Annotated in this window: 14 protein-coding genes; 8 read left to right on the top strand and 6 right to left on the bottom strand. The window is 64.8% G+C overall.

Annotated elements, in window-relative coordinates:
* Window positions 1–183 precede the first annotated feature (183 nt).
* The 3 genes from CCR94_RS00150 to CCR94_RS00140 form a co-directional block, all read right to left on the bottom strand.
* Window positions 184–1,194, bottom strand: coding sequence for a CBS domain-containing protein (locus CCR94_RS00150; RefSeq protein WP_104505878.1), 1,011 nt, complete (start codon window positions 1,192–1,194; stop codon window positions 184–186).
* Between the two features lie 97 nt (window positions 1,195–1,291).
* Window positions 1,292–2,257, bottom strand: a complete 966-nt coding sequence (locus tag CCR94_RS00145; RefSeq protein WP_244593876.1) for a nickel/cobalt transporter — start codon at window positions 2,255–2,257, stop codon at window positions 1,292–1,294.
* A gap of 20 nt (window positions 2,258–2,277) precedes the next feature.
* Window positions 2,278–2,886, bottom strand: coding sequence for a DUF1007 family protein (locus tag CCR94_RS00140; protein ID WP_244593875.1), 609 nt, complete (start codon window positions 2,884–2,886; stop codon window positions 2,278–2,280).
* A 225-nt stretch (window positions 2,887–3,111) separates the two neighbouring features.
* Here CCR94_RS00140 and CCR94_RS00135 point away from each other — a divergent pair, with 225 nt between their 5' ends.
* The 3 genes from CCR94_RS00135 to CCR94_RS00125 are packed head-to-tail and all read left to right on the top strand — an operon-like array spanning window position 3,112 to window position 7,963.
* On the top strand, window positions 3,112–4,239 hold the full coding sequence (locus CCR94_RS00135) for an efflux RND transporter periplasmic adaptor subunit (protein WP_104505875.1): 1,128 nt from the start codon (window positions 3,112–3,114) through the stop codon (window positions 4,237–4,239).
* A gap of 16 nt (window positions 4,240–4,255) precedes the next feature.
* On the top strand, window positions 4,256–7,327 hold the full coding sequence (locus tag CCR94_RS00130; protein WP_104505874.1) for an efflux RND transporter permease subunit: 3,072 nt from the start codon (window positions 4,256–4,258) through the stop codon (window positions 7,325–7,327).
* On the top strand, window positions 7,328–7,963 hold the full coding sequence (locus CCR94_RS00125; RefSeq protein ID WP_104505873.1) for an esterase/lipase family protein: 636 nt from the start codon (window positions 7,328–7,330) through the stop codon (window positions 7,961–7,963).
* A gap of 20 nt (window positions 7,964–7,983) precedes the next feature.
* Here CCR94_RS00125 and CCR94_RS00120 read toward each other — a convergent pair whose 3' ends face one another.
* Window positions 7,984–8,679, bottom strand: coding sequence for a superoxide dismutase (locus CCR94_RS00120; protein ID WP_104505872.1), 696 nt, complete (start codon window positions 8,677–8,679; stop codon window positions 7,984–7,986).
* Here CCR94_RS00120 and CCR94_RS24260 point away from each other — a divergent pair.
* The 4 genes from CCR94_RS24260 (at window position 8,668) to CCR94_RS00105 (ending at window position 12,847) form a co-directional block, all read left to right on the top strand.
* On the top strand, window positions 8,668–8,877 hold the full coding sequence (locus tag CCR94_RS24260) for a hypothetical protein (protein WP_146089762.1): 210 nt from the start codon (window positions 8,668–8,670) through the stop codon (window positions 8,875–8,877). The genes CCR94_RS00120 and CCR94_RS24260 overlap by 12 nt on opposite strands.
* A 52-nt stretch (window positions 8,878–8,929) precedes the next feature.
* Complete coding sequence (locus CCR94_RS00115) at window positions 8,930–9,403, top strand: ferritin-like domain-containing protein (RefSeq protein ID WP_104505871.1); 474 nt, start codon at window positions 8,930–8,932, stop codon at window positions 9,401–9,403.
* A 65-nt stretch (window positions 9,404–9,468) separates the two neighbouring features.
* Window positions 9,469–11,049 carry a peptide chain release factor 3 gene (locus CCR94_RS00110; protein WP_104505870.1) on the top strand — a complete coding sequence of 527 codons (1,581 nt, stop codon included), beginning with the start codon at window positions 9,469–9,471 and terminating at the stop codon, window positions 11,047–11,049.
* A 52-nt stretch (window positions 11,050–11,101) separates the two neighbouring features.
* On the top strand, window positions 11,102–12,847 hold the full coding sequence (locus CCR94_RS00105; RefSeq protein ID WP_104505869.1) for an NAD+ synthase: 1,746 nt from the start codon (window positions 11,102–11,104) through the stop codon (window positions 12,845–12,847).
* Between the two features lie 141 nt (window positions 12,848–12,988).
* Here the strand turns inward: CCR94_RS00105 and CCR94_RS00100 are convergent, their stop codons facing one another.
* On the bottom strand, window positions 12,989–14,152 hold the full coding sequence (locus tag CCR94_RS00100) for a ceramide glucosyltransferase (RefSeq protein WP_104505868.1): 1,164 nt from the start codon (window positions 14,150–14,152) through the stop codon (window positions 12,989–12,991).
* Between the two features lie 136 nt (window positions 14,153–14,288).
* Here CCR94_RS00100 and gltX point away from each other — a divergent pair, with 136 nt between their 5' ends.
* The gene (gltX, locus tag CCR94_RS00095; RefSeq protein ID WP_104505867.1) at window positions 14,289–15,653 is read left to right on the top strand and encodes a glutamate--tRNA ligase; all 1,365 of its coding nucleotides are present in this window, start codon (window positions 14,289–14,291) and stop codon (window positions 15,651–15,653) included.
* A gap of 235 nt (window positions 15,654–15,888) precedes the next feature.
* Here gltX and CCR94_RS00090 read toward each other — a convergent pair whose 3' ends face one another.
* On the bottom strand, window positions 15,889–16,431 hold the full coding sequence (locus CCR94_RS00090; protein WP_158254548.1) for a DUF4238 domain-containing protein: 543 nt from the start codon (window positions 16,429–16,431) through the stop codon (window positions 15,889–15,891).
* Window positions 16,432–16,573: the final 142 nt, after the last annotated feature.

The raw sequence follows: 16,573 nt of genomic DNA, 5'->3' as shown, positions 1-16,573 counted from the left end.
CTGGGGTTATGGCCTCTACGGGGGGTGGGGCGCGCCCTATTACGCCTATCCCGCCTACGACTATTACGACGACGATTGCGTGCTGCGCCGCCAGCGCGTCCGCACGCCCTACGGCTGGCGCGTGCGCACCGTGCGCGTCTGCTACTGAATTTTCACGGAAAACCGGCCTTCTGGCCGGTTCTCCTACTCCCGCCCCCACATCAGCGACAATTCCGCGTCGCCCGGAAAACCGTCCGGAAAACTCGCGATGCGCGCCGACAGCGCATAGCCCAGCGGCTTCAGCTCCTTCTCCCAGCGCAGGAAGAAATCGGCGGCCTTGCCGCGCAGGCTCGCGGGCCAGTCGGGCGAGGGCAGGTTGATGGTGCGCCCGCCATCGGCGCACAGCGCCGCCGGAAAGGTCATGGCGACGCAACCGGTCTCGCCGCGGCGCGCCGCCTCGAAAGCCAGCGACAACAATTGCTTCATCTCGCCATCGCTGAATTTGGCGCGCAGCAAATGCTTGATCGCCTCGTCGCGCTGGCCGTGGGCCGCGCGGGCGGCGTCCCCCTTCAGCTCCGCCTTGCGGCGCTCGAAATCGCCAACCAGCTTCTTCAACTCGGCCGCGCTCGCCACGCCGTCGGGCTGAGACGCCTGAGCCGTGGGCTTTGGCGCGGGCAGGCCGGCGGCTTCGATCGCCTGTTCAAACTCGTCCGGCGTCGGCAGGGGCCGCGCCGGAGGGCGTTCCGGCGCGAAAAAGCGCAGCAGGCTGGCCCGCGAGATCACGCCGGTCACCTTGCCGTTCCGGGTCGCCACGAGACGGCGAATCCGGTGTCGCGCCAGCAGTTCGGCGGCCTCGACCAGACTGGCGTCCTCGTCGATGCAGATCGCGGGCGCGGCCATGATGCGCTGGATCTGGTCGGCCTCGCGCTCCAGCGCTTCAAGGTAACGCGGCGACATCTCCTGGCCCTCGGAAACGTAGCGCAGCCAGGCCTCGCGCTGCTTGGCGCGTTCGGCCTCGTCGGCATAGCGGAAATCGGTCTCGCTGATCACGCCGAGCGGCCGGTTTTCGCCATCCACCACCGGCAGGCCGCTGACGCGCAGCCTGATCATGATTTCGGCGGCGCGGCGGGTGGAATCGTCGGGCCTGACCGTGACCGCCGGCGATTTCATCGCATCGCGGACCCGTTTGCCCTCAAAATTGGCGTGCGCATTCATGGCCGGTCTCCTGCGGCGGCAGAGATAGACCTAATCTCTCACCGCGAACTTTATACGTAGGGCGCAATGCCGCGCATTGCGCGGCAATCATGTGGCGTCAGCCGCCGGAGGCCCACAGGCCCAGCAGCAGCGACAGGCCGAGCAGCAGCACGGCCAGCGCGGCGAGAGCTTCGAGCGCGCGCGCGAAAATTTCCGCGCGCCGCGTTTGTGCGCCAAGCAGGCGCGTCATGCCGGATTTGAACAGCACGGCGGAAGCGGCGAGGGCGGCGGTCGTCAACGCCGTGCCGGCCGCCATGGCCAGCACCGCCCAGACGCCGATGGAAAACGCGCCCAAGGCGGCTGAAAACACCAGCACCAGAATCGCGCCGGAACAGGGGCGCGATCCCGCCGCCAGCACGGTCGCCGCTCCCTGCCGCCAGGAAAAACTGTCGCCCAGCCTGGTCGGATCGGGCGCGACGCAATGCGGGCAGTCGGCGGCGTGGGGACCGCTTCCGTCGTCGCACTGGAAGCGCGACCGGGGCGGCGGCGGCCGCAGCGCCGCCCAAAGCGCAAACCCTTTTCGCCACGACAGCCAGAAGCCGAACCCGGCTATGGCGGCGAAGGCGCATCTTTCGATCCAGCCCGTCGCGGCGGTCATGGTTTGCGCCGTCACCCCGAGAGCCAGCGTGGCGACGCCCACCAAGGCGATGGCGACCAGCCCCTGCCATGCGGCGGCAAGGAACGACAAAGCGATGCCGCGTCTCAACGCCCGCTCGTTGGCGAGCATGTAGGAGGAGATCACCGCCTTGCCATGGCCTGGCCCGGCGGCGTGGAACACCCCGTAAGCAAAGGCCGCCGCCGCCAGCGACAGCAAGGCGGCGGGATCGTGCGCGGCGGCTTCGACGCCGGCGCGCAGAAGCTGATAGAATTCCGCCTGACGATGCAGCAGCCACAGGCCGAACCGTCCGGCCTCGCCGACGGAGCCCTCGTTGACGCCAAGCGAGAACGGGTTTTTCCGCGCGACCTGCGCCAGCGCCGGGCTGGCGCCGAGCGCCAGCGCGATCAGCGCGATCCGCGCCCTCATTCGCGTTCTCATTCGCGTTCTCATGGGCAGGCCAAAAGCGTGCGGGTCGCCAGCTTGATGCCGAAATCCTGGCCGGGCGCGAGGCCCGACAGATAGCTCTCGCTGAGCTTGCTCTGGTCCGAGCCCGTGAGCGGTTCCGGTTTGATCGTGCTCATCGAGCAACCGGACGGCGCGTTCTTCAGCACCACGGGATCTTGCTTCTCAAGTTCGATGTCCACGAAATAGGTGGGGTCATAGACCATGAAGGTGAAAGGTTTTCGCGCCGAAACCGGATTTTTCAGCGGCAGGGTGAAACGCAGGGTGACGATCTTGTTGGCGTCGGTCTCCAGCCAATAATCGGTGGGTTCGCCAAATTCGTGGTATTTCGGCCCGGTCTTGGCGGCGGTGAAATACTGGAACTCGGCCAGCGATTCGACATTGGTTTTCGCCAGCGGCGCCATTTCTTCCCGCGTCGGCGGCTTGCCGTCCTTGCCCAGCCCCTGCACGGCGAAGGCGGAATACATTTCATCAAAAGTCCATATATGACGGATAGCCGTAATCTCGCCTTGCGGATCGAACAGGATTTCCTCGCGGGCGGCGACCCAGACATGCGGATGGGCAAGAGCCGGCGCGCTCAGGCCCGCAAGCACAAGACCTGTCGTCCCAAGAACTGTCGTCCCAAGAACTGTCGTCCCAAGAACTGTCGACCCAAGAACTGTCGTCCAAACCCTTGGCGCCACGATTCGCCCTCCCGTCATGCGCTAAAAACAGCGCAACTCAGGCGAAAGCGAGGCGTTGTAACAACGCAATACCGATTTGCCAGCGCGCGCGCGATTCCTTAAAAGGCTCGCGCGCAAGAAAATCAGACGGATGCCATGCGAGTCAGATCTTTCATCATTACCTTCGTCATTCTGGCCGCCGTCATCGGCGGGCTCGCTTATGTGCAATTCAAGGTCAAGCCGGCGATGATGGCGGGGTTCATGTCCGCGCCGCGCCCGGTGAACGGGGTGTCGGTCGAGGAGGCGCGTCCGGAAAGCTGGACGCCGCGCCTCGCCGCCATCGGCACGTTCAAGGCGGTGCCGGGCATCGATGTCGCCGGCCAGTTGGCGGGCATCATCGCCGATGTCGCGGTGAAGAACGGGCAGGATGTGCAACAGGGCGCGCTGCTGTTCCGCATCGACGACGCCAGCGAGCAGGCCGACCTCAAATCCAACGTCGCCACCTTGAAGAACGCCGAAATCGCCTACCAGCGCCAGCAATCCCTGATCGCGCGAGGCGTCGCCGCCCAGGCCAATCTCGACGCCGCCATCGCCGCGCGCGACACCGCCGCCGCCGCGGTGGAGCGGGCCAGGGTCATCATCGCGCAGAAAACCCTCACCGCGCCTTTCGCCGGCCGGATCGGCATACGCAAGGTCGATGTCGGCCAATATGTCGCCGCCGGCGCCGCGCTGGTCAGCTTGCAGCAACTCGACCCGATCTATCTCGATTTCCCGGCGCCGGAGCAGTTCTTCGGCGATCTGGCGCTGGGACAGGCCGTGACCGCGCAAGTCGATCTTCTGGGCGGCGTCAAGGTCACGGGCCGGATCGTCAATCTCGACGCGCGGGTCGACCGCGACACCCGCACGCTGCTGGTTCGCGCCGAAATCGACAATCCCGACAAGAAGATCCTGCCGGGCATGTTCGCCAATGTCGAGGTCGAGGCCGGCGTGGCGCGCAATGTCGTGACCATGCCGCGCACGGCCATCGCCTATTCGCTTTACGGCGACTCGGTCTATGTCGTCGTCCCCAGCGACGCGCAAAAGGGCTTTGACGGGCCGCTGCATGTCGAGCGCCGTTTCGTGCGCCTCGGCGACACCCGCGGCGAGCGCGTGGCGACGCAGGAAGGCGTCAAGTCGGGCGACAAGGTGGTCACGCAGGGCCAGATCAAGCTGCAACCCAATGCGCCGGTGACGATCGAGGCCAATTCGGGCCTGCCGCCGCAAAATCCCCGGCCGCTGCAGTAAAGGAAGTCACATCCCAATGGGCGCCTTTACCGATCTCTTCATCCGCCGCCCCGTGCTGGCGAGCGTGGTCAGCCTGCTGATCCTGCTGGTCGGCGCGCAGGCCGGTTTCCAGATGCAGATCCGGCAATACCCGAATCTGTCCTCGGCGACCATCACCATCACCACCAGCTATCCCGGCGCCAACGCCGATGTGATCAAGGGCTTCATCACCACTCCGATCGAACAGGCGGTGGCGAGCGCGGAGGGCGTCGACACCATGGTGTCGAATTCGCAGCAGAACACCTCCCTCATCACGCTCAACCTGCGCCTCAACGCCAATGCCGACCGCGCCGTCACCGACGTGCTGTCCAAGGTCAACCAGGTCAAATATCTGCTGCCGCGCGAGGCGCTGGACCCGGTCGTGGTCAAGCAGGCCGGTCAGAACACGGCGCTGATGTACATGTCGTTCAATTCGGCCGACCTGACCGGGCCGCAGATCACCGACTATCTGACCCGCGTCGTCCAGCCCGCGCTGCAAACCATCGACGGGGTCGCCAGCGCCCAGATTCTCGGCGGGCAGAATTTCGCCATGCGCGTCTGGCTCGATCCCGACCGGATGGCGGCGCGCGGCGTCACCGCCGCCGACATTCGCAACGCGCTCTCCACCAATAATTTCACCTCCGCCGCCGGCCAGGTCAAATCGGACTACACGCAAACCTCGATCGACGCGCTGACCTCGCTCGACAACGCAAAAGCCTTCGCCCAGCTCACCGTGCTCAATCGCGGCGACGCCCTGGTGCGGCTCGGCGATGTCGCCAGGATCGAACTGGGGCCGGAAAGCGCGGAATCCTCCGCCGTGTTCGACGGGCTGAAAGCGGTGTTCATCGGCGTCTATGGCACGCCGACCGCCAACCCCTTGAGCGTGATCGCCGATGTGCGCAAGGCCTTCCCCAGCATCCAGGCCGGGCTGCCGACAGGCATGAAAGCGGCGGTAGCCTATGACGCCACCGAATTCATCCGCGCCTCGATCCATGAGGTGGAGAAGACGCTGCTCGAAGCGGTTCTTATTGTCGTCTTCGTGATCTTCCTGTTCCTCGGCGACCTGCGCTCGACCGTCATCCCGCTCATCACCATCCCGCTGTCGCTGATCGGCGTGATGCTGTTCATGCTGTTGATGGGCTATTCCATCAACCTCCTGACCTTGCTCGCCTTTGTGCTGGCGATCGGGCTGGTGGTGGACGACGCCATTGTGGTGGTCGAAAACATCTACCGCCATATCGAGGAGGGCCTGACGCCGTTCGACGCCGCGATCAAGGGCGCGCGCGAGATCGCGCTGCCGGTGATGGGCATGACCGTCACGCTGGCGGCGGTTTACGCGCCCATCGGCTTCGTCGGCGGGCTGTCGGGCGCCCTGTTCAAGGAATTCGCCTTCACCCTGGCCGGTTCGGTTTTCGTGTCGGGCTTTGTCGCGCTCACCCTGTCGCCGATGATGTGCTCGCGCCTGCTGCGCTCGCATCGCCACGAGGGCGGCGGCAAGAAGGGCCTCGCGGAACGGCTCGACGCCCTGTTTGAAAAACTGCGCCTGCTCTACGAGGGCCGCCTGCACCGCGCGCTGGACAATCGCCCGGTCGTGCTGCTGTTCCTGGTGGCGGCGCTGGCGCTCACCGGCGTGTTTTATCTCTCGACCCCGCGCGAACTGGCGCCGGAGGAGGACCAGGGCTTTCTGCTGACCATGGTCAAGACGCCGCAATCGGCCAATCTCGACTATATGGAGCAGGTGACCGGCAATCTGAAGCGTGTGCTCGACAGCGTCCCGGAAAAGGACCACCTCTTCGCCATCAACGGCTCGGCGGGCGTGTCGCAAGGCATAGCCGGCATGATATTAAAGCCCTGGGGCGACCGCGAACGCGGCCAGAAGGACGTGCTGAAATCGCTGGGTCCGAAACTCGTCGAAATTCCCGGCGGGCAGGTGGTCGCCTTCGCCCTGCCGTCGCTGCCCGGCAACCCCGGCGGCGCGCCGGTGCAATTCGTGATCCGCACCGCCGGCGATTTCCAGACCCTCGTCGGCGTGCTCGACCGTTTGCAGGCGGAAGCGACCAAGAGCGGCCTGTTCATCTTCACCGACGGCGATCTGAAGTTCAACACGCCGCAGCTCGAAATGAAGATCGACGCGGCCAAGGCCAATGCGCTCGGCATTTCCATGCAGGACATCGGCGCGACGCTCGCCACCTTCCTGGGCGGCAATTATGTCAACCGCTTCAGCCTTTACGGCCGCTCCTACGAGGTGATCCCGCAGGCGCCGCGCGATTTCCGCCTGGAGGCCGACTGGCTGACGCGCTACCAGTTGCGCACGGCCTCGGGCGCGCTGACCCCGCTCTCGACCGTGGTTCAGATCACCGAGAAAATCCAGCCCAACGCGCTGACCTCGTTCCAGCAATTGAACGCCGCGACGCTGTCGGGCGTGCCGTTCCCCGGCCGCACCATGGGCGAGGCGCTGGACTTTCTCAAACTCAAGGCGGGCGAGATTTTCCCCGAGGGCTACACCTACGATTTCCTCGGCGAGGCCCGGCAATACGTCCAGGAGGGCGACACGCTGGCTTTGGCCTTCGTGTTCTCGCTGGTCGTGATCTATCTGGTGCTCTCCGCGCAGTTCGAGAGTTTCCGCGATCCGCTGATCATCCTGATCGCGCTGCCGACCTCGATGTTCGGCGCGCTGCTGCCATTAAATGTGCTCGGCTTTTTCGGGGCCGCCTCGATCAACATCTACACCCAGATCGGGTTGATGACGCTGATCGGGCTGATCTCCAAGCACGGCATCCTCATGGTGGATTTCGCCAACGGCATGCAGCGCAAACAGGGACTGTCGCCGCGCGCGGCGATTGAACACGCGGCGGGCGTGCGGCTGCGGCCGATCCTGATGACCACGGCGGCCATGGTGATCGCCGTCATCCCGCTGATCACGGCCGCCGGCGCCGGCGCCAAGAGCCGCATGGCCATCGGCATCGTCATCGCCGCCGGCATGAGCATCGGCACTTTGTTCACGCTGTTCGTCACGCCGACGGTCTATTCGCTGCTGGCGCGCGACCACCGCAAGGAGCAACTCGACTAGGTGGATGGCGTCATTCTCTTGCACGGCCTCGGCCGCAGCCCCGCTTCGCTGTGGGGGGCGCAGGCCTATCTGGAGATGCGCGGCTTCGCCACGCTGAACCTGCCCTATCCGTCGCGTCGCGCGCCGGTTGACGAACTCGCGGCGCGCCTCGCGCCCCGCGTCCGCGTCTTTGCCGAAAGCCTGGATGGCGACGTGCATTTCCTCACCCATTCGATGGGCGGGCTGGTGGCCTGGGCGCTGATCGCCCGCGAGCGGCCGCGCAATCTCGGCAAGGCCGTGATGCTGGCGCCGCCGCTCGGCGGCAGCGAAATCGCCGATTTCATCGCGGAAAAACCCTTTCTCAAGCGGCTGTTCGGCCCGGCGATCCTCGACCTGACCTGCTCGGCGCAACGCGGGCCGATCGACTTCCCGCTCGGCGTCATCGCCGGCGAAAAGACGCTCAACCCGCTGCTGTCGCTGCTGTTCTTTCGCGGCCCCAACGATGGCAAGGTGGCGGTCGAGCGCACACGCCTGCCCGGCCTCGCCGACCACCTCAGCCTGCGGGTTTCGCATCCGCTGATCCCCTGGGACGGCGAAGCCTTGCGTCAGGCCGTCGCCTTTTTTCGCAACGGGGCGTTTTCGCGCGCGACCGCTTGAGCCGGCGAAGCCTGAACGGCTCAGCCCAGATTGGTCAAGGCGAACTCCCAGTTGAGCAGCTTGTCGATCACGGCGGCGACATAATCGGCGCGGCGGTTCTGGTAGTCGAGGTAATAGGCGTGCTCCCACACGTCTATGGTCAGCAGCGGCTTTTTGCCGGCGGCGAGCGGGGTGTCGGCATTGCCGGTCTTCACCACCTTCAGCTTGCCGGCGTCCTCGATCAACCAGGCCCAGCCCGAGCCGAACTGGCTCAGCGCGGCGGCGGACAAGTCCTTCTTCACCGCGTCGAGCGAGCCGAAATCGGCCTCGATCCTTTGCGCCAGCGCCGCCGGGGGCGTTCCGCCGCCGCCGGGCTTCAGGCTGTTCCAGTAAAAGGCGTGGTTCCAGGCTTGCGCGGCATTGTTGAACAGAGCGGTCTTGTCGGGCGCGCCCGATGACAGCGCGATGATCTGGTCCAGCGGCGCTTCGGCGAGATCGCCGCCAGCGGTGAGTTTGGCCAGAGTGTCGAGATAGCCCTTGTAATGCTTGCCATAATGGAAGCCGAGCGTATTGGCGGAGATGACCGGCTCCAGCGCATGGTCGTCGTAGGGCAGGGCGATCGGCGCGCGCGGCGCGGCGTGCGCGCGCGGAATCCAAAGCAGCGGCGCGGCCAGGGCCGCGCCCACAAGCAGCGAACGGCGGGAAGGGGCAGGAGGACAGATGGCATGATCCGACATGGCAAAGCTCCGTTTCCGATGGGAAGGGCGAGTGATCATCCTCCCGATCCCGACCGGGCGCAATGCCCGGCGCGCGCCGGCGGCCTCACGATCGCCGCGACCAGCAAAACGACCGCAATTCTTGCGCGTCAATTACCATCCGGCTTCAGACTATTGCGAGAGCAAGCCGCCTATTTCGGCATCACGCCTAATCATTGAGCTTGTTTGCTTGACGCCTGCGCCGTAAATCCTAGGTAAAAGGAGAGCAACGATGCAGTCGGTCGAGGAATTCCTGGCTTACGCCATCCGTCTCGAACAGGAGGCGGCCGAGCGCTTCGGCGAACTCGCCGATTCCATGAAGAGCGCGGGCAACGGCGAAGTGGCCAAGCTCTTCCGCCAGCTTTCGGATTATTCGCGCCTCCATCTCGCCGACGCCAAGGCGCGCGCCGGCTATCGCGACGTGCCCGACCTGTTGCCGGCCAATTTCGAGTGGCCGGATTTCGAAAGCCCGGAAAAGGCCGCGATCTGGGCCGCCGATCCGATGATCGGCAAGGGCGAGGCGCTGGAAATCGCGCTCGAAGCCGAACAGGCCGGCCACGATTTCTACAAGCAGGTTCTCGACACCACCACCGACCCGGAAATCAAAAGGCTCGCCATCGAATTCGTGGCCGAGGAGGCTGGCCACGTCGCGGAATTGCAGAAATGGATCGTCGCCCACAAGGCCGGCCTGAAGGCCCCAGCGTGAAAAGGCTTCCCCTTTCGCGCCCCATGCTCTAATCAGCCGCAACCCCCGACAAATTGCGGTTGAATATGTCTTCCATCGATCCCGTCGCAAGACGGCGCACTTTCGCCATCATTTCCCACCCGGACGCTGGCAAGACCACGCTGACCGAAAAGCTGCTGCTGTTCGGCGGCGCCATCCAGCTCGCGGGCGAAGTGCGCGCCAAGGCCAACCGCCGCCAGACCCGTTCCGACTGGATGGGCATCGAGCGCGAGCGCGGCATTTCGGTGGTCACCTCGGTGATGACCTTCGAATACGGCGATTGCGTTTACAACCTGCTGGACACGCCGGGCCACGAGGACTTTTCCGAGGACACCTATCGCACCCTCACCGCCGTCGACAGCGCCATCATGGTGATCGACGCGGCGAAAGGCATCGAGGCGCGCACGCGAAAACTGTTCGAAGTCTGCCGCCTGCGCGACATTCCCATCCTCACCTTCATCAACAAGATGGACCGCGAGAGCCGCGATCCCTTCGACCTGCTCGACGAGATCGAGAAAACCCTGGCGCTGGACACGGTGGCGCTGACCTGGCCGATCGGGCGGGGCAGGGGGTTTGCCGGCACCTACGATCTGCGTTCCAATGTGGTGCGGCGGCTGGAGGAGGGCACGGAACCGATCAAAGTGTCCGGCCCCGACGACCCGAAAATCGCGGAAATCTCCTCCGACAACGACGCCCTGCTGGCGATGGAGGAGATCGAACTGGCGCGCGAGGCGCAAAAGCCGTTCGACGTTCAGGCTTTCCGCGAAGGCCATCTCACCCCGGTGTTTTTCGGCTCGGCGCTGAAAAAATTCGGCGTGCAGGACCTGATCGACGCGCTGGCCGAATTCGCTCCCGAACCGCAGCCGGTGGCGGCGGCCTCGCGGCAAGTCGATCCGCGCGAGGCCAAGATGAGCGGCTTCGTGTTCAAGATCCAGGCTAACATGGACCCCCACCACCGCGACCGCATCGCGTTCATGCGCGTCTCGTCCGGCAAGCTGACAAGAGGCATGAAGGCGCGCCTCGCCCGCACCGGCAAGAACATCGCGCTCAACGCCCCGCAATTCTTCTTCGCCCAGGACCGCCAACTGGCGGAAGAGGCGTTCGCGGGCGACGTCGTCGGCATTCCCAACCACGGCGCGCTGCGCATCGGCGACACGCTGACCGAAGGCGAAAACCTGGTGTTCAGGGGCGTGCCGAGCTTCGCCCCGGAAATTTTACGCCGCGTCAAACTGGGCGACGCCATGAAGGCGAAAAAGCTGCGCGAGGCGCTCCAGCAAATGGCCGAAGAGGGCGTGGTGCAATTGTTCGTCCCGCATGACGGCTCGCCCGCCATGGTCGGCGTGGTCGGCGCGCTGCAACTCGACGTGCTGGCCGAGCGGTTGCAGGCCGAATATGGTCTGCCCGTGAGTTTTGAAAGCAGCCGGTTTGAAATCTGCCGCTGGATCAGCTCGGACCAGCCGGCGGAGCTGGACAAATTCGTCCGCGCCTATCCGACCGCCATGGCCAACGATCTCGACGGCGCCCCGGTTTTCCTGGCGCAATCGGCGTTTTCGCTGCGCTACGACCAGGAGCGCTGGCCGGCGATCGCCTTCACCGACATCAAGGATTATCAGGTCGGGCAGGGCTGACGGGGACGAGCCGGCGATGGACGCGCCCCGCGTCCTCGCCTAAATAGAACATATGACTGCTGCCCCCCTCGACCGTCTGGTCCTCGCGCTCGCCCAGGTCAATTGCACCGTTGGCGCGGTGGACGATAATCTCGCGCGCGCCAGACAGGCGCGCCAGCGCGCGGCGGACCTCGGCGCCGATCTCGTGCTGTTCTCCGAACTGTTTCTCGCCGGCTATCCGCCGGAAGACCTTGTGTTGAAACCGGCCTTCCAGGACGCCTGCCGCGCCGCCCTGGAGGATTTGGCGCGCGACACCTCCGATGGCGGGCCGGCGGTGCTGATCGGCCTGCCGTGGATGCAGGACGGTTTGTGCCACAACGGCTACGCCTTGCTTGAGGGCGGGCGCATCGCCGCCATCAGGCGCAAGGTCGATCTGCCCAATTACGGCGTGTTCGACGAGAAGCGCGTGTTTGAACCCGGTCCGGCGCCGGGTCCGGTGAACTTTCGCGGCGTGCGTCTGGGCCTGCCGATCTGCGAGGACATCTGGGCGCCCGACGTGGTCGAAACGCTCGCCGAAACCGGCGCCGAAATCCTGCTCTCGCCCAACGGCTCGCCCTATTGGCGCGGCAAGGACGACGAGCGCCTCGCGGAGGCCACCGCGCGCGTGGTCGAGAGCGGCCTGCCGCTGGTCTATCTCAACCAGATCGGCGGCCAGGATGAACTGGTGTTCGACGGCGCCAGTTTCATCGTCAATCCCGATTGCGCTGTAGTCGGGCGCCTGCCGGCTTTCGAGGAAACCATTGCGCGCGCCGTGTTCGAGCGCGGCGCGGAAGGCTGGCGTTGCGTGGAAGCGCCCAGCGCGCCGCTACTTTGCGACGACGAGGCCGATTACGCCGCCTGCGTGCTCGGCCTGCGCGATTACGTCCAGAAGAACGGCTTTCCCGGCGTGGTTCTCGGCCTGTCCGGCGGCGTCGATTCCGCGTTGTGCGCGGCGCTCGCCGCCGACGCGCTGGGGGCTGAAAAAGTCCACGCGCTCATGCTGCCCTATCGCTACACCTCGGGCGAATCGCTGAAAGACGCCGAGGATTGCGCGCGCGCGCTAAAACTGCGCTACGACGTCACGCCGATCGCCGCCGCCGTGGAGGGCGTCGAACAGGCGCTGTCGAACCTGTTCGCGGGGACGCCGCGCGGCGTCACCGAGGAAAACATTCAGGCGCGCGCGCGCGGCATCCTGCTGATGTCGGTGTCGAACAAGTTCGGCCCCATGCTGGTGACGACCGGCAACAAGTCGGAAATGTCGGTCGGCTACGCCACGCTCTACGGCGACATGAACGGCGGCTTCAACCCGATCAAGGATCTTTACAAGACGCAGGTGTTCCGCCTGTGCCACCTGCGCAACCGCTGGAAGCCCGAAGGCGCCTTGGGTCCGGATGGCGTGGTGATCCCGGAAAACATCATCACCAAGCCGCCGACGGCGGAACTGCGCGACAACCAGAAGGACCAGGATTCGCTGCCGCCCTATGATGCGCTCGACGACATGCTGGAATGCCTGGTCGAGAAGGACATGCGCATCGCCGAAATTCTTCCGCGCGGCCACGATCTCGAAACGGTGAAACGAATCGAGCGCCTGCTCTATCTCGCCGAATACAAGCGCCGCCAGTCGGCGCCGGGCGTGAAAGTGACGAAGAAGAACTTTGGCCGCGACCGCCGCTATCCCATCGTCAACAAGTTCCGCGACCCCGGCGCGCAGACGCAGACGCCGGATTTTTCGTTGGCCCCGGAAAGCCCGGCCGCGTCAGCCACGCGGTTCGAGGAATAGGGTCGCGCTTGCGTCAATGCTGAAACAGGCGCCCAATGCAATCAATCAACTAGCCCTCACCCTGAGGAGCGCCTGAAAGGCGCGTCTCGAAGGGCGGGGGCGGTCAACGGATTTATTAACGCGCGGCGGCGAGCGGTCGCCTCAGATGGCGCGGTCGGCGGGTTCGTCGGAAGCGTCGCGCACCGTCATGGAATTGCCGAGCCAGACGAAATCGTCGCCGAGCCAGCCGTCGATCCAGACCACGGCGAACACCCAGTCGCGCGCGATGATGGCGAGCGGGGAGACCCAATGGGTCGGCCAGCGCAGCGCCAGATTGGCGAGGGTTTCCGGCACGGCGAAGGCCAGCGCGACCATGCCGGCGGCGGTCCAGGGCTCAAAACCGAAGTCGCGCGCGGCATAGGCGCCGGCGAGCATGGGAACCACCGAGCCGACGATGATTTCCGGCGCGTACATCCGGGGGAAAGAGGCGCGGCGTAAGCGCGCCCAGCGCGTCTGGCGCTGGTAGATGGCGCGCAGCGTGCGATGGCCAAGCGGTTGGCCGAACGGGCGGTCCACCAGCGCCACCTTCATGCCGGCGGCGCGCACCAGCTTGGTCGCGGCGGCGTCCTCGGCGATCTCGGAGGCCAAAACGGCGATGCCGCCGGCCGCTTCCACGATGTCGCGGCGCCACATCATGCTCTTGCCCTGAGCAAAGCCCTGGCCGAAAGCGTCGGCGCAGAACTGCCAGCGCGCCTGGAACGAGTTCAGGAAGGCGCATTCCAGTTCGGCCGCCGCGCCCTTGGGCATCACGCCGAGCGGCGGCGAGCACACCAGGCCGACATCGGGGGCGAAACGGACCAGCATCTGCTGGAGGTAATCTTTCGGCGCCAGCACATTGGAATCGGCCAGCACGATGAAGTCATGCCGGCAAGCCCGCCAGCCTTTAAAGCAGTTGTTGAGCTTGGGATTGGGGCTGATCGGATCGTCGCCGATCAGCAGCCGGCCGCGTCCTTCGGGCTGTTCGGCGATCAGCTTTTGCACCAGCGGGATGATTGGATCGTTTTTCTTCTGCACGCAGAAAATGACTTCGTACTCGGGATAATCCAGTTCGAAGGTCGAGCGCAGCGTCAGTTCGGAATGGGGTTCGAGGCCGCAGACCGGGCGGACGATCGAAACCGGCGGCGTCGGATTGGCGAGGCCGGTCCGGGCGAGTCGCGAAGCCTGCCCTTCCCGGCGCTGGCGGCAGCGCCACAACACGACGCCCAGGGAGAAAAGATTGAAAACAATCAGGGCTACGCACACGCCCGCAGCGATCATACCGGTCATCCGCGCCGATCTTTCTGTCAGTATCCTTCGGAAGGCGCCCGACGCGCCTATTGCGCTTATGCGGATTTTTTTTCACGTTTATATGACAGACAGCGTACAACGTGACGCGGGGCCGCAAAAGCGCTAAACAGCGCGGATGATCGAAGCTCTGAAATATGGCGATTTCGTCGCCCCCGTGGTGCGTTTCGCGCCCTCGCCGACCGGCCGCATCCATATCGGCAACGCCCGAACCGCGGTCCTGAACTATTTTTTCGCCCAAAAGCAGGGCGGAACCTTCATCCTGCGCTTCGACGACACCGATATCGAGCGCTCGACCGAGGAATTCGCCGCCGGCATCGAGGTCGATCTGGCCTGGCTCGGCATCACGCCCGACCGGAAATTCCGCCAGTCCGAGCGATTCGCGCTCTATGACGCGGCGACGGAAAAGCTGAAACAGGCCGGGCGGCTCTACCCCTGCTACGAGACGCAAGAAGAACTGGAGCGCCGACGCCGGCTGCAGATCGCGCGCGGCGCGCCGCCGATCTACGACCGCGCCGCGCTGAACTTGTCGCCGTCGGAGCGCGCGGCGCTTGAGGCGGAAGGGCGCCGCCCGCACTGGCGCTTCAAGCTTGAGCCGGAAACCGTGCGCTGGCGCGATCTCGTGCGCGGCGAAAGCCATATCGATTGCGCCTCGCTGTCCGATCCGGTCCTGATCCGCGAGGACGGCTCCTATCTCTACACTTTGCCCTCGGTGGTGGACGATCTCGAATCCGGCGTGACCCACATCATTCGCGGCGAGGACCACGTCACCAATACGGCGGTGCAAATCCAGTTGTTCGAGGCGCTGGGCGGCCGCGCCCCGCAGTTCGGTCACCACAACCTCTTGATCGGCGCGGACGGGCAGGGCCTGTCCAAGCGCACCGGCGCGCTCTCCATCGCGGGCCTGCGCGAATCGGGCGTCGAAACCCTCGCCGTGGCGGCGATGGCGGCGCTGATAGGCTCGTCGGTCGCCGTGCAGCCGGTGCACAGCCTACAGGAACTGGCCGGCCTGTTCGATCTCTCCGCGATTTCGCATTCGAGCGCCCGCTTCGACGACGAGGAGCTGAAAACCCTGTCGCATCGCGTGCTGCACGGCCTGAGCTATGAGGCCGTGCGGCAGCGGCTGGAGGCTTTGGACATTGTCGGCCACAAGGCCGAGCGGTTCTGGCTTGCCGCGCGGGGGAATCTGGAAAAATTCGCCGATATTTCCGACTGGTGGACCGTGGTCGCGGGCGAGATCGCCCCGCACGCGCTGGAAGCGGATTTCGTCGCGGCGGCGACGCAAAGCCTGCCGCCCGAGCCGTGGGACGAAACCACCTGGGGGATCTGGACCGGCGCGCTGAAACAGGCGACGGGAAAGAAGGGTCGGGATCTGTTCCACCCGCTGCGGCTGGCCCTGACCGGCCGCGAATCCGGCCCGGAACTGGCGAAACTGCTGCCCTTGATCGGGCGGTCGAAGGTTTTGGCGCGTCTGCAAGGGTAAGGCGACAGGGTCGGATGATCGGCGGATGGACGCTGTCGCTTGATGCCGATGGCGAATGGCTCAAACCGGCGGGAAGGGACCTCTGCTGAAGGTCTGGAGTGGGATTGGTGGATCACGAAAACCGGCAATTTTTTTCTAGCGATTCGTGCGGCGCAACTCGCATATTCGCGTGCGAAACTCTTGCTCTTTTCAGGCACGATGGCTCACCCGATCAGGCAGTGCGCGGATGCCATCCTCAAGTCTTCGCCTGATGGATAAAGGGTTGCAGCGCTGTAGGCGACTGCGCGAATACTTGCTTATGGCTCGCCTTAGCGATCAACGCATTCAGATCGCTAACACGCGTTGATGTCAGGCTCGCCGTCGAGAAAGCAGGCTCCTCTTGCACCTCCGTCAGGATCAGCGCAAGGCACGGCGAGATGGGATAGTACCAGCAAAGCTCTGTCGGCGATTTACCACCGCCGCCACGTAAGTTTATCAACGGCTGATCACCTGTAATGAAGGCTAGGTTTGTGGTATTCTCGACCAAGATCAGTTTGCGCCTTTTCCTTTCCAGGAACACAGTCATGCCGATGTTTGTCGCGAACATGTGGCTCATGACGGCCCAAATTCTCGATATATCAAGACCATGATCTCGCTTCAAAATTTCAATTGATTTGACTTTGACACCCTTGGTTCGCATGTGTTGCGAGGCTAGAAAGTGAAACAAGGTAACGCAACTCTGCTCGTCAGAATAAAAGCTAATGTCCTTTCTCAGGGCGCGTTCCAGTACAGATCCCATGAGGGCGCAGCGGCGGCCGGGGGCGCTATCCTCGTAGCCGCAACAGCAGCGGGGATGACATCTCATGGGAAAGACAATGTCATTGGCATCGGCGACGGCCGCGGTCGATTATGATGCGACACTTATCTTGGCGGTGGACACC

Source organism: Rhodoblastus sphagnicola, assembly GCF_002937075.1.
Taxonomy (GTDB): Bacteria; Pseudomonadota; Alphaproteobacteria; order Rhizobiales; family Beijerinckiaceae; genus Rhodoblastus; species Rhodoblastus sphagnicola.
Note: the sequence above shows the minus strand (reverse complement) of the source record. Positions and strands in the feature narration are given on the sequence as shown.

Coding starts and splice junctions, on each gene's coding strand:
- CCR94_RS00150 (WP_104505878.1), bottom strand. CDS start 1,194: ATGAATGCGCACGCCAATTTTGAGGGCAAACGGGTCCGCGATGCGATG.
- CCR94_RS00145 (WP_244593876.1), bottom strand. CDS start 2,257: ATGAGGGCGCGGATCGCGCTGATCGCGCTGGCGCTCGGCGCCAGCCCG.
- CCR94_RS00135 (WP_104505875.1), top strand. CDS start 3,112: ATGCGAGTCAGATCTTTCATCATTACCTTCGTCATTCTGGCCGCCGTC.
- CCR94_RS00130 (WP_104505874.1), top strand. CDS start 4,256: ATGGGCGCCTTTACCGATCTCTTCATCCGCCGCCCCGTGCTGGCGAGC.
- CCR94_RS24260 (WP_146089762.1), top strand. CDS start 8,668: ATGATCCGACATGGCAAAGCTCCGTTTCCGATGGGAAGGGCGAGTGAT.
- CCR94_RS00120 (WP_104505872.1), bottom strand. CDS start 8,679: ATGTCGGATCATGCCATCTGTCCTCCTGCCCCTTCCCGCCGTTCGCTG.
- CCR94_RS00115 (WP_104505871.1), top strand. CDS start 8,930: ATGCAGTCGGTCGAGGAATTCCTGGCTTACGCCATCCGTCTCGAACAG.
- CCR94_RS00110 (WP_104505870.1), top strand. CDS start 9,469: ATGTCTTCCATCGATCCCGTCGCAAGACGGCGCACTTTCGCCATCATT.
- CCR94_RS00105 (WP_104505869.1), top strand. CDS start 11,102: ATGACTGCTGCCCCCCTCGACCGTCTGGTCCTCGCGCTCGCCCAGGTC.
- CCR94_RS00100 (WP_104505868.1), bottom strand. CDS start 14,152: ATGACCGGTATGATCGCTGCGGGCGTGTGCGTAGCCCTGATTGTTTTC.
- gltX (WP_104505867.1), top strand. CDS start 14,289: ATGATCGAAGCTCTGAAATATGGCGATTTCGTCGCCCCCGTGGTGCGT.
- CCR94_RS00090 (WP_158254548.1), bottom strand. CDS start 16,431: ATGGGATCTGTACTGGAACGCGCCCTGAGAAAGGACATTAGCTTTTAT.